At 55.5% G+C, this 13037-nt stretch carries 14 protein-coding genes; 6 read left to right on the forward strand and 8 right to left on the reverse strand.

Translation table 11 applies throughout. The annotated features are described in order from the left end of the window. Window positions 1-6 precede the first annotated feature (6 nt). From E7738_RS13690 to E7738_RS13720, 7 genes are all read right to left on the reverse strand, one after another. Window positions 7-522 (reverse strand): fimbrial protein, encoded by a 516-nt coding sequence (locus E7738_RS13690; protein ID WP_132466149.1) that lies wholly within the window; start codon window positions 520-522, stop codon window positions 7-9. Window positions 523-531: 9 nt separating this feature from the next. After that, the gene (locus E7738_RS13695; RefSeq protein ID WP_081035969.1) at window positions 532-1038 is read right to left on the reverse strand and encodes a fimbrial protein; all 507 of its coding nucleotides are present in this window, start codon (window positions 1036-1038) and stop codon (window positions 532-534) included. Next, window positions 1031-1561, reverse strand: a complete 531-nt coding sequence (locus E7738_RS13700; protein WP_132466155.1) for a fimbrial protein — start codon at window positions 1559-1561, stop codon at window positions 1031-1033. Before E7738_RS13700 ends, E7738_RS13695 begins: the two co-directional genes overlap by 8 nt. A 3-nt stretch (window positions 1562-1564) precedes the next feature. Beyond that, window positions 1565-2314: a fimbria/pilus periplasmic chaperone gene (locus tag E7738_RS13705; RefSeq protein WP_021507092.1), complete on the reverse strand. Its 750-nt coding sequence runs from the start codon at window positions 2312-2314 to the stop codon at window positions 1565-1567. Window positions 2315-2328: 14 nt separating this feature from the next. Next, entirely contained in the window at window positions 2329-4875 is a 2547-nt protein-coding gene (locus tag E7738_RS13710; protein WP_072208991.1) for an outer membrane usher protein, read from the reverse strand. Between the two features lie 29 nt (window positions 4876-4904). Then, window positions 4905-5441, reverse strand: a complete 537-nt coding sequence (locus E7738_RS13715) for a fimbrial protein (protein WP_021507094.1) — start codon at window positions 5439-5441, stop codon at window positions 4905-4907. A 63-nt stretch (window positions 5442-5504) separates the two neighbouring features. After that, the gene (locus E7738_RS13720) at window positions 5505-6029 is read right to left on the reverse strand and encodes a fimbrial protein (RefSeq protein ID WP_021507095.1); all 525 of its coding nucleotides are present in this window, start codon (window positions 6027-6029) and stop codon (window positions 5505-5507) included. 566 nt (window positions 6030-6595) lie between these two features. Here E7738_RS13720 and E7738_RS13725 point away from each other — a divergent pair. From E7738_RS13725 to E7738_RS13750, 6 genes are all read left to right on the forward strand, one after another. After that, window positions 6596-7459 carry a YicC/YloC family endoribonuclease gene (locus E7738_RS13725; protein WP_021507096.1) on the forward strand — a complete coding sequence of 288 codons (864 nt, stop codon included), beginning with the start codon at window positions 6596-6598 and terminating at the stop codon, window positions 7457-7459. Between the two features lie 604 nt (window positions 7460-8063). After that, window positions 8064-8987, forward strand: coding sequence for a kdo(2)-lipid IV(A) palmitoleoyltransferase (lpxP, locus tag E7738_RS13730; protein ID WP_021507097.1), 924 nt, complete (start codon window positions 8064-8066; stop codon window positions 8985-8987). 53 nt (window positions 8988-9040) lie between these two features. Next, window positions 9041-10183: an alanine racemase gene (locus E7738_RS13735; RefSeq protein WP_262256683.1), complete on the forward strand. Its 1143-nt coding sequence runs from the start codon at window positions 9041-9043 to the stop codon at window positions 10181-10183. Window positions 10184-10304: 121 nt separating this feature from the next. Then, a complete protein-coding gene (locus E7738_RS13740) occupies window positions 10305-10700 on the forward strand; it encodes a hypothetical protein (RefSeq protein WP_058771009.1) in 396 nt (131 codons plus the stop codon). A gap of 436 nt (window positions 10701-11136) precedes the next feature. Then, window positions 11137-11403: a hypothetical protein gene (locus tag E7738_RS13745; protein ID WP_021313935.1), complete on the forward strand. Its 267-nt coding sequence runs from the start codon at window positions 11137-11139 to the stop codon at window positions 11401-11403. 74 nt (window positions 11404-11477) lie between these two features. After that, a complete protein-coding gene (locus tag E7738_RS13750; protein ID WP_021507100.1) occupies window positions 11478-12122 on the forward strand; it encodes an oligosaccharide flippase family protein in 645 nt (214 codons plus the stop codon). A gap of 79 nt (window positions 12123-12201) precedes the next feature. On the opposite strand, the gene E7738_RS13755 is transcribed toward E7738_RS13750, so the two are convergent. Further along, on the reverse strand, window positions 12202-12891 hold the full coding sequence (locus tag E7738_RS13755; protein WP_058771006.1) for a response regulator transcription factor: 690 nt from the start codon (window positions 12889-12891) through the stop codon (window positions 12202-12204). Between the last annotated feature and the right edge of the window lie 146 nt (window positions 12892-13037).

Here is a 13037-nt window from a genome sequence, read left to right on the forward strand (position 1 = left end):
AGGCACTCAGGGATAGTTCAGATAAAAAGTAGCAATCGCCGATACGTTGCCAGGCTCAATGGTGCGCTCGGCAATCGCGCTCGCCGAAGCCTGCAACCAGGCACTGAACTGCAGCTGGTTGTCGCCCTGCTGCAGCGGAAAATGCATCACGCCGCGGTTAATGGGCACCAGCTTTCCGTCCGCATCACTCAGGCCAATGGCCACGCCTTTGGCACCGGCATCACCGGCCAGCGCCAGCAGATCGGGCTGCTCGGCATCGGCAATGCCGTTGAACACCAGCTCGACATCTTTACCCAGTTCGGTATCACAACCGCTCAGACGCATCACCAGCGGACGCGCCGGCGTGCGCGGATTCTGATACAGCGATTTCGCGACGATATCGCCAAAGTTGAGTTCCAGCTGCTGCTGATCCGGTTCCAGCGAACAGGGTTCCGCCACCAGCGTGCCGTGCAGCTGCATCTCTATCGCCTGTGCCTGTGACACCAGCAGCCATCCCAGTACCAGCATTACGCCCGCTCTCATCGCCTCTCCTTACTGATATTCCAGCAGCAGCGCCGCGCTGGCGGTGAACTCCCCACCCTCCAGCGTCACGCCCGGCTGCTGTACCGGCACCGCGCCGAGATCGAGTGTGCCGGGGAAAACAATCGGCAACGTGCTGTTGACCGCCAGCGGCTTGCTGGCCAGATAAAAGCGAATACCCAGCGCACTCACACTGCTGAGCAGCGCGCTGCTGTCGAAACCGGAAGCGGTACCGGTCAGACGCACCTGCAATGCCGCACCCGGATCCTCGGTGCACTTGACCGGTATCGCCTTACGCTGCAGATAGTTGACGCCATCGATCTTTTTCACGCTCAGCGCATCGCCAAACTCAATCATCAGGCTCTGGTTGTCATTCAGCGTGCAGGGCGGATTCTCAATCAGCGTACCGTGCAGGCGCAGCTCCACCGCATGCAGCGGCCAGCAGATGCACAGCAGCAGGCTACCGATCAGCAGCCTGCTGTAATACTTCATCAACGGAACAAGTCGATGCTTAGTCATAGTTCACCTGTAACTGACCGCTGGCTGACCAGGCACCCGGCTGCAGCGGCAGCGCGGTGCGTTCCTCAACCGTCAGCCAGCTCAGCACATTGCTGCCAGCGCTGAGCGGCACGCGCAGATTGCGGAAGGTGGGCGGCAGCGGCTGATGGTTCTCATCAAACAATTGCAGGCCCACGCCGTCAGAGCCCTGGACGCGAATCAGCTGCGGGTCGGCCAGACTTTGCGGGGCAAAAAAGTCGATGCTGATGGACGGCACATGTTGCAGCCATAGCGGATCGGCGACATTGCGGATACTGTACGGACAGTCCTGCAAATGCAGCGTTAACGCCTGCTTCATCACCTGCTCGCCGACCTGTTGCAGCGCGGCGGTCGGCGTGGTATCGAGGCCAGCCGCCTGATCATTGTTACCGACGTCAAGCCAGCATGGACTCTCCTGCAGCGCGCCATACACATGCACCACGCCGTTGGTTGCCGCCTGCAGAGTCAGGCTCAACAGCGTCAGCACCAGCAACAGCACACGCATCGCTTACTGCTCCACCTTGTTACTGACGACGCTGCAGCTGTCGCCAGCACACTTCAGCGCCAGCGTTGGACGGCCGCCGTAGTCGTTGATGTAGGTTAATAGCGGCGCGCTGCCCAGTTCTGCTGCGTTCACGCCCAGATCGATACTGGTTTTTGGCGCGACCATCACCGGTTCAAAGCTCTTCTTCAGCGACTGGCCTTTCGCTGGCTGTGCATCCACCAGCGTGATGAAGTAAGGCGTGGGATTATTCAGCTGGTAGCGTGCACCCTTGCGCGTCAGCGTCAGTTTTTCCTGCCATGGCGTCACCACTGACGGATTGCTCACCACGATCGCTTCCGGGCGATAGAACAGCTTGATACGCGTCTGCAACGCGATTTGCAGCACGTTGCTCTTCTCGCTGCGCGGCGGGATTTCACGCATGCTGAAATAGAACACCGATTCACGATCCTGTGGCAGCGCCTTGATGGCTGGCAGCGCCTGCACTTTCACCACGCTGCGTTCGCCCGGTTCGACGCGCTGCACCGGCGGCAGCAGCACCAGCGGTGACGTAATTTTTTTACCGCTGCTGTCTTCAATCCAGCCCTGCGCCAGATAAGGCAGCTGCTTGTTTTCATTGCTGATATTCAGTGAGACGTTTTTTTCGTTACCGTTAAAAATGACCCGGGTGCGATCAAGCGCAATCGCCGCGTGAGCCTGCAGCGATAGCGTCAGCGTGGAGAGCAGCAAGGCGCTGCTCAGCGTTTTTACCAGCATGATTAACTCTTTCCTTACGTTGAAGAAGCAGGCGCGGCGCGGCGCGTGCAAAGTAATAACAAGTTCTGTCCTTCGTCGAGCAACTGCTGCGGCAGAGGATCGGGTAATGCCAGCTGACACTGGGTTTCGCCGTTCCAGCGCACATCCATGCTGGCACCGGCCTCAATGCCGCTCAGCCATACCAGGCCGTCATCATCCAGAATGCCCACTTCGCGTCCGTTACTCTGGACGCTGGCACCAAAGGGCGGCCAGCTACCATCTTCCAGCCGGATGGCGGCCATGGCTTTGATACCTTTAATCACACCAAAACGCCGGTAACCGATGGCACCTTCGGTCAGGGTGATCTGGGTTACCGGGCGCGACGCTTCCACGTTGTCGGCCAGTCCGGTGACATCGATACTGGCGGTGTTGCGGTAGTAGCTGTTCACATCCGAAATCACCGCTTTGCCAAAGAAATTGGTATACGTGTTACTGCCACCACCGTTGACCGGTACGCCGGACACGCCATCGGTATCGACCATCAGACGCGTGCTGCCGGGCATGCCCAGCCGGTGCAGCGCCGCGCCCTGCGGCGTGAGCGTTAAACCGCCCTGCAGTGACAGGCTGGCGCTGCGGTACTGTCCCTGCTGCGCGCTGGCGCTGGCCGTCATGCTGGTCAGACTGCCCTGATGACTGTAAAACCCGCTGAACGACTGACGGCGATCGTTATTGAGGCCGGCGCTCAGGCTGTAACTGTTGTTACTGTCCAGCCGGTCATAAAAACTGGCCGAGTGGGTGGTTTGCTTACCGCTGGTTTGCTGGCTGTAGCTCAGGCTACTGTCACCGCCAATCGGCATACTGAAGTTGAGGTAAACGCTGTCATCGTTTTTGCCGTTATATTGCGTCCGGTTGAGCGACAGACTTAAACTCAGATTCTTAAACCGGCCGACATCAAAGTAGCGCGAAGTGGAAAAGCTCCAGCGATCCAGCGGGGCACGATCCCAATAGGTCTGATGGCTGTAGCTGAGGTAACTACTCAGGTTCAGGCTGCGAAAGTGCTTGTTGAGCGTAATGGTGTAGAGCTCTTTACTGTTAGAAACCTGCTGGTTGCGATAACGCGCGTCGAGATACTGCGGCAGACTCATAAAATTGCGCTGCGAAAAGCGGTAGCCGGCAAACGTCACCTGACCATCAAGTTCCTCGAAGCGTTTGGAATAGCTCAGGCGATAAGAGCCGCCGCTTTTGTTGCCCTGCTGCGGCAAGCCAGCCTTAGACTGGGTGGCATCAAACGAAATGGCGCCCAGCAACAGCAGATCGCGTCCCAGACCCATCGATAACGCTTTGTAATTGCCTGCGGCCAGCCCGCCGCCGTACATCGACCAGCCGTTACTGATCCCCCAGGAGAATTCGCCGGTGGCAAATGTGGGGCCCTGCGTTTTATGCTCTTCGCTGCCCGGTTTGCCGCTGGCGAATTTGTAACGCACGCGGCCCGGACGGGTCAGATACGGGATAGTGGCGGTATCGACGCTAAAGGTCTGCACGCTGCCATCCTGCTCCTCGACGCGCACGTCAAGCTGGCCGGAGACGGCATCATTGAGATCCTGAATACGAAATGGACCGGCAGCCACCTGCGATTCATAAATCACCCGTCCCTGCTGGCTAATGGTGACTTTGGCGTTGGTTTTGGCGATACCGGTTACTTCCGGCGCATAGCCACGCAGGTTGGGCGGCAGCATGTTGTCATCGCTGGTGATCGCCGCACCAAGATAGCGAAAGCTGTCAAACATGCCGGAATCGAGATAGTTCTCGCCCAGCGTGGCTTTCGCCTGGAGAGAAGGCAGCGGCCGATAGGCGTAAAAGCGTGTCCAGGTGAATTCCTGGCGATGGCTGCCCGTGCCACGATTTTGCTGCATCTGCCAGTCCGCACGCAGGCGCCAGGCACCGGCGTTAACGCCACCGGTGCCGTTGCCGCTCACACTCTGGCTTTTAGCGCCGTATTGCGCACGCGTAGTGGAGGCAAACAGGTTGTAATCCATTAACAGGCCCGGGACGCCGTTATCCCAGCGAGACGGCGGTTCCCAGTTGGCGGCGCTGTACTCCAGCCATGCTTGTGGAATGGTGATGTTGAGGCGAGATTCACCCAGATTGCCGCGCACCTGCATACCGGAGATGGAATCCACCGCCAGACACTGGCCATCCTGCAGCCACGACGCGTTTTTCAGCACTTCCGGTTTCAGCGCCAGTTTATCCACCATTTCAGGTGTCAGGCAGGGCAGACTTTCATTCGGCGCATTTTCGGGCGCGTAGTAGCGCACCAGCATTTCCGGAATCTGTGTCTGGTTGACGCGCAGCTCCATCATGTATTCGCCCGGCATGATGTAGCCGGCCTGAGCAAACTGCGACAGATCGATGTTTTGCCGATCGTTGAGATCAAGGATATCGGTGTTGAATGAGACCGCACCGGCAGCGAAGAGCGGAGCACTGTAGCCGAGGGCTAACATTAACGCCACGCTGAGCGGCGTCAGCCTGATACGCTGCCTGCGCGCACATGAGGCTGGCGCAGTTAATGAAGCCTTTTTCATGGCAAGCGGTGTCCGTAAACCGTGAAAGATCAGTTGTAATTAATGTGAAAACGAATCGCGGCGGCGTAACTCCCGCTGTGCAGTTGCTGCTGGTTGCTGACCAGCGTGAGCCGATAACGCAGGTCGTGCTGCTGCGTCAGATGCTGATCGATCGGCTGCGCCTCACCGGGAGCAATGGTGTTGCCCTGCGTATCCGTAATCATCAGCTCTACCCCTTTGGCATCGCCATACACAGCAAAACGCTGCTGACCCGGCGGGCCATCGTGGTCAAAGGTGATAGAAAAGGTGCGTGCCACGCCTCCCGACGCGCTGTACTCCACCGGACAATTCACCAGTTGGATAGAGAAGGGAAAACCCGGCCCTTTACCGTCACGTTGCAGGCGCGCCAGCGGCAGCACCCCCATCGCGATGGTTTGTTCAGCATCATCGACCTTAATGGCGCAGGCACCCTGATGAATGGCGCCGCGTAACGCAACGCGGCCGCGGTCGATCAACTGTTCGGCGCGGCAGTCATTGATGAAAAGCACCGATGCCGAAACTATCGCCGCAGGCATAAAACGACTCATCGCCGCAGTTCCTTAAGCGAAAAGATAGAGTGGCGGGCAAGGAAGCCCGCCAGTCTCTGACCATTACTGATAGTTCAGTGCGAAGTCAGCCACGCTCTGGAATTCGCCCGGGACGATAGTCTCAGAAGCGCCGCCACCCTGCAGGAAGGCTGCGAAGGAGAGCTGGTTGTTGCCGTCCATCAGTTTTTGCGCTGGTGTTGCGGTACCCAGTTCAATTTCGGTATCGCCGAAGTTGATGCCGATCGCCGCGCCTGATGCAGTACCGGTGATAGCCAGTTTGCCCGGGATAACCTGAGAGCCAGTACCGGCAAAGGTCACGGTCACTTCTTTCTTCGTTGCGGTGTCGCAGTTTTCCAGTTTGATCTGGAATGGACGCGGTGTAGAACGGCCACCGTCTTTCAGCGCCAGGTTGGAAATCTGACCCAGCTCAACCGTCTGATCGACTGAACCTGGTTCGATGGAGCATGGCGCATCAACAATCGCACCTTTAAACGTCACAGTACCGTTACCTTCACCTGCTGCCATCGCAGAACCCGCCACCAGAGACATAGACAGACCTAAAGCCACAACGATTTTGTTCATGTTCATTTGCTGATTTCCATTTAGGTGAATAAAACAAGGAGCGCGTTCTGCGTCGGTCTTATTCAATTTGCTGTGTATAGAAAAATTTAATTACTTATATTTTTCCTGATGGCCGTCCACATCATTTTTGTGGTTGTCGTCCTCAAGTGGTGCCAACGATAGAGATCAATTTTGCCCTGCGCAACGGTATTTTCGTTATATATGATCAAAAACAACACTCACAAATCCATTATGTTTTAACGGTTATTAAAGCCATTTAAATCAATGGATTGACACAATTCACAGCTTTGCATCAGTGTTTTAATGATTTTAATCAAGGGAAAAACCCTGCCCGTTCACAAGCTGGCGATAATTAACGCAGAACAATTCACGCAGTAGCTATTTTTTCGCCAGATTAAAACGTTATTTATCGCTGCATTCACAACCTTGATATTTTTATTGTCTGAAAACATCGGTCAATAACAATAAACGCGATTGTTAAAGGCCTGGCACCCTGCTGTGCGTTTACGCCTATCATGCCGGGAGCACCCTCGCTATAATTCGAAGAACATTTCCTGAATGAGTAGAAGCTTATGATCCGCAGTATGACCGCATACGCCCGCCGTGAAGCCAAAGGCAGCTGGGGCAGCGCCGCCTGGGAACTGCGTTCCGTCAACCAGCGTTACCTCGAAACCTATATCCGCCTGCCGGAGCAGTTTCGCAGCCTGGAGCCGGTGATTCGCGAACGCATCCGCAACCGCCTGACGCGCGGCAAAATCGAGTGCAACCTGCGCTTCGACGCTGATGCCAGCGCCCAGGGTGAGCTGCAGCTGAATGAGTCGCTGGCTAAACAGCTGGTGCAGGCGGCGAACTGGGTGAAGATGCAGAGTGATGAAGGCGCAATTAACCCGCTGGATATTCTGCGCTGGCCGGGCGTGATGACCGCGCAGGAGCAGGATCTGGATGCCATCAACGCGGAACTGCTGGCAGCGCTGGATGGCGCGCTGGACGATTTCATCATTGCGCGTGAAAGTGAAGGCAACGCGCTGAAAGCGCTGATCGAACAGCGACTGCAGGGCGTGACCGAGCAGGTCAGTAAAGTGCGTGCACAGATGCCAGAAGTGCTGAAATGGCAGCGCGAGCGTCTGGTGAGCAAGCTGGAAGAAGCTGAGGTTCAGCTGGAGAACAATCGCCTTGAGCAGGAACTGGTGATGATGGCCCAGCGTATTGATGTAGCCGAAGAGCTGGATCGCCTCGATGCGCACGTAAAAGAGACTTACAACATTCTGAAGAAGAAAGAAGCCGTCGGCCGTCGCCTCGACTTTATGATGCAGGAGTTCAACCGCGAGTCGAACACGCTGGCGTCGAAATCGATCAATGCGGACATCACCGCCTCGGCAATTGAGCTCAAGGTGCTGATCGAGCAGATGCGCGAGCAGATTCAGAACATCGAGTAACGCTTATCTCTGTAAAGCCCTGCTCAGGGCTTTATCTTTCCTTGCTAACAGCAGCCATTACGCCGGTTTGTATAGCGCCTGGTTGCTGGATCGCACGGTTTTACGGCCTGCCGCAGGTATGCGGTGAGATTTTGCTGCACACCGTAGCCATAGGGTAAGCCTGATTGAGCTATAACGCTTCCATATAGACACAATAGTGTCTGAGCATGGCTTTTTTAGCGTCAAATGGACATTACTGTGTCTGGAACTGGCTTGCAGAAGCTACCAGTTGCAGTGGTAGACCAATATTTAATTTTCGCAATGTAAGGTTTATTGCCTGAATGATGAACAACTGTGTCTGTTACTGACCGAAAATGACATATAAATCTAGCCAGCCAATCCACCAACCTATTGTTTTTAAGCAGTTTAAACCCAATCCGATTTCATTCTCACGCCAGTTAGTGCACGATCCATCAATCATCTGAATCCTGAAGATTGCAGAGTTTACATATCTTATACGGCACTATTTGCTAAAGTGCCGGTCGTAATAACTACAGTTGTACCGCACCGGGAACCATGGACCGACTTCTTCGCGCGTTACATTCACTCCTGACATGAAGGCGCTATGAAGAAAACCGGGCAGTTCTGTTCCAAACTTTTGCATCCCCGCTACTGGTTTACCTGGTTCGGGCTGGCAGTGCTCTGGCTGCTGGTGCAGCTCCCCTATCCTTTATTAATCCGGCTGGGTGCGACAGCGGGCCGGCTATCACGCCACTTCCTGAAGCGGCGCGAACGCATCACGCGGCGTAACATCGAACTCTGCTTCCCGCACATTAATGAAGACGAGAAAGAGATGATGATTGCCGGCAATTTTGAGTCGCTGGGCATGGCGCTGGCGGAAACCGGCATCGCCTGGTTCTGGTCCGATGCGCGCGTGCGGCAGCTGTTTCAGGTGCACGGCATCGCCAATCTTCAGCATGCGCAGAGCCAGCAGCGCGGCGTGATGGTGATTGGCGTGCACTTTATGTCGCTGGAGCTGGGCGGCCGTATTACCGGACTGTGCCAGCCAATGATGGCCATGTATCGCCCGCACAATAATCAGGCGATGGAGTGGGCGCAAACCAAAGGGCGCATGCGATCCAATAAAGCAATGATTGATCGACGCGATCTGCGCGGCATGGTACAGGCGCTGAAACAGGGTGAAGCCGTCTGGTTCGCGCCGGATCAGGACTACGGCCCGAAAGGCAGCGTGTTTGCTCCACTGTTTGCGGTCGAGAAAGCGGCCACCACCAATGGCACCTTTGTGCTGTCGCGGCTGGCGAAACCGGCGATGCTGACCATCGTGCTGATTCGTAATGCGCGCAAAGACGGCTATCAGCTGATCATTCAGCCGCAGCTGGAAAATTACCCGCATGATGATGAAGCGGCCGCCGCGGCGTACATGAATCGGGTGATTGAGAAAGAAATTCTGCGCGCGCCTGAGCAATATCTGTGGCTGCATCGCCGCTTTAAAACCCGTCCGCCAGGCGAAGCTTCACTTTACGTCTAACCAGCGCTCGTGAATGATAGTCCGCACCAAGACATAACCTGCGGACTATTATAATGGAACATTCTGAGACAGCAGGCTGGCTGCGACCGCTGCACGCCGACCGGCTTACGCCCTACCTGGAAGTTGATGCTGCGCGCCTGCAGCGTAACCTGCAACTGATGCAACAGAAAGCCGATGCCGCCGGCGTCGCGCTGCGTCCCCACATCAAAACTCATAAAAGCGTCTGGATCGCTGAACAGCAGCACCAGCTGGGTGCGCGCGGCATTACCGTGTCGAAACCGAGCGAAGGCGTGGCTTTTGTGCTCGGCGGGGCACGCGATGTGCTGCTGGCCTATCCCGTGGTGCACGCCGCCGCGCTGACCGAACTGCTGCAGCTGGCGGCACAGCATCAGGCACGCATTACCTGCATCGCAGATTGCGCGGCGGGCGTGAGCGCCATTGCCGCCGCCCATCAGCAGCAGCCGGACTGCGCGCTGGCGATCGCCATTAAAGTGGATGTGGGTCTGCATCGCGTTGGCGTCGATCCGCATAGCGATAGCGCGCTGACGCTGGCGCAGCAGATTGTCGCCAGCGGATTGCCCTTCGCCGGGCTGATCTCGCATGCGGGTCATGCGTACGCTGCGGGTCATGCCACGGCGATAGCTGAGGTGGCGCAGCAGGAGATCGCGCTGATGCGTGACCTGCAACGGCGGCTGCTGGATGCCGGCTTTGTTCCTTGTCCCATCTCGGTTGGCTCCACGCCCACGGCGCTGGCGGCACCGGTAGCCGCTGGCAGCGATGAAATTCGTCCCGGCAATTATGCCCTGCTGGATCTCACTGCCTGGCGTCTGGGCTTGTGTGAGGCGGATGCGCTGGCGTTAACGGTCGTGACGCGCGTGGTGGCCGTTAATCCTTATTACGCCATCATTGATGCCGGCTCCAAAATGCTGAGCTCGGACAAAGGCCCGCACGGCACCAATGCCAGCGGTTTCGGCATCGCGGTGGACGAGCATGGCCATCAGTATGAAGTGCAGAAGTTGTCGGAAGAGCACGGCTTTTTAACCTATGGCGAACATGCGCCTGCGGTTGGCGCCCTGTTGCGCATCTTCCCTAACCACAGCTGCGCGGTGGTGGCGCAATCCGATCGCTTCGTGCTGCGTCAGCCCGACGGCAGCGCCGGACTGCATGACATTCAGGGCCGCGGTCGTTTTATCTGACAGAAAACGCTGTTGCAGCACACTTCCGTCACCGGGCCATTTGCAGTCCGGTGACCTTCAGTTAAGGTGACAGGCGATGTTTCAGGTTTAATTTGTCGTTTACCTGCCCCGCGGAGGCTCCATGCTGCCATCTCAGACAGTGACGCTCACCATTCCCCGTAACTGGTTAGATCTGTACGAAACCATCTGGAAACCCGAATGTTTTGCGAAGTGGGCCAGCGGCCTGAGCAGCAGAACGCTGACGCAGGAAGGCCAGTACTGGAAAGCGAAAGGCCCGGAAGGCACAGTGAAGATTCGTTTCACTCCCTATAACCCGTTTGGCGTGATGGATCACTGGATCGACACCGGCAGCGGTAAAGAGATTTATATGCCGATGCGGGTCATTGCCAACGAGCAGGGGGCCGAAGTCGTCATGGTGGTTTATCGCCAGCCGCTGATGTCTGATGAGAAGTTCGCCGGGGATGTTGCCTGGGTAAAACGCGATCTCGAGCGTCTCCTGCATCTGTTAACCCATTAGAATCAATGCATTATCCCACCAGCCGCCCTTTATACTGCGCTGGACGCAATCGCGAAAAAGCGGCATTTTTTTCGCGCAGCGGTGTTTAACTGTTTCACCGCGCGCAAAGCGCATTTTCGCACCATTCACCAGTCTGGCTAAAGCGTCGTAACCGGGAAAATTCCTGGTCGTGCCGGACTGGCGAGAGCTGAGTGCTTCTGATTTATCTCTGTTTTTTCCTGTGCGCTGACTTGTTCAACTTTGCAGCACCATAAAAGGTGGAAAAGGACTAATAAATTGTAAAGACCAGAACTTATATATTCACATCCATATTCTGAAACCATTTATTCCTGCAGTCGATTTATAGGAGTTTTCTTATGGTGTTAATTTAAATAAAACACGGTATAACTCCTTCACACACAGCAGTACTTAATAATAAAAACAGCAGGGACATAACATGGATCGCTCAACCTATCCTTTGTTATCTGAAAAAGAATTTGTTGAGATCGCCAGACGGATATTGGCCGGGAAATATAATAATGCAAAAGGATTTTATAACGATCTCGCGGATTTCCTCCTGACCGGAGGAGATACCGCGCAGACGCCACAACAATTACGCGCCAGGGGCATCATTTTATTATCAGAGCATCACTTAATTAACAGCATCGCGACGTGGCCGGCCCTGAAAGGTATCTCAGGACTGCGACAGGAAGCGCTGCATTGATGTGATCTGTACTCTGGGCCGCCGCCCGGGTGAACCCTTAATTGCACTGGTACATGTACCATAATGAGCAGAGTATGGCGATACGCGAAAGAAATCTGGCCAGCGCCAAATGGTCAGTGTTGTCATCCATAAAAATCGTTGGCATTGGGGTATTACAGCTTTCACTGCTGGCGCAAATCCTGCAGGCAAATGAGCTCAATTTGCTCGCGATTGCCGTAGTGATATTATTAGTGATTGATACACTAGCCGATCGCGGCTTTGGTAACGCACTTATTCGCTATCAAAGTTTAAATAACAGCGAACTCTCGACGCTTTACTGGGGTAATGTATTAAGCGGTTTATTTATTTTTGCCGCGCTATTTATCGGTAGTGACATTTACAGCCGAGTAATGGGACAGCCGGAACTGGCAATTATGCTGGAGATGATTTCCGTCATCTTTATTATTATTCCGCAGGGGCAGCACTATCGCGCCATCCTGCAACGGGAAAAACAATTTACGCGCATTGCCTTTACGGAAACGTCTTCCGTGCTGGCAGGGCTGGCGGTCACGCTGTTTACCGTGTGGCTGACGCCGTCAGTGCTGTGCGCCATCTGGGGTTACCTGGCGATGGTTTCCATCAGAATGCTGATCTACTGCTACTACGGACGTCCCTGGTTCCAGCCGGAGTACCGTTTTAGCCTGAAAGCTTTCGCCGCAGTGCGAGCAAGAAACGGATAATAACAACAAGTCTGTATGGTGGGCTCTGGGCATCTGCAAGATGCGTTCGCGTGCTGGTTACCAGCACGCTTTTTTCTTTTTATGCTTCCAGTAACTCTTCCAGCGAATGATAAGCCAGCTCGCTCAGCTTGCCATTGCGGTGCAGGCGCAGCCATCCCACCAGCATGCGCAGCTCGTCAATCACCATAAACAGATCGGCCATGTCGTTTTTGCTTTTCACCTGCAGGCGGGTAAGCGCATTTAGCTTGTGTGCATTCACCGTTTTATGGCTGATACCGAGCCGGTTACCAATCTGCTCCGTGTTGTAGCCCCACGCCATCATCAGCAGCACCCGTAGCTGCCGGTCCGGTAGCAGAATGTCAGCCCCCTCCTGCAACTGCGGTATCCCGCCGGCGATACAGGCCAGCAGGCAACGACGCAGCGCGGTGTGTGAGGACTTTAAATCGAGGACGCTGAGTCCGGGCAGATAACGACTGAGGGCGTGCATCATCGGCAACAGACGTCGGGTCAGCACCAGCATCTGCATGGCCGGAAACTGCTGCTGCAGCGCATACAGCACTTTGAAGGTGCCAGCCAGCGGCATATTCTCGTGAAAAATAAACACCAGTAACCGCGGCCGCACTCTTTCACACTGCGAGATGACGGTACTGAGCGACCAGAGTTCATGCACCCGGCAGCCCACCGGTAACGCTGATAGCAGGCTTTCCAGCCCGAGTGCCGCCAGCTTATCGGAGGAGTAGTAGAGGATGTCTTCGCTGTGTTTTTTCATGCCTGTCCAGAGTTGCTGCACGTCGCGCCCGTAAATGATGAGCCTGAATGAGCAGGCATTAATCAGGTACGACACATCATCGGCGAAACTTAAATCAGGGTCGTTCCGCCGTCTCGCATCATTTTTATTGATGCGAAAACACCGGC

Source organism: Pantoea sp. SGAir0430, from assembly GCF_043549295.1.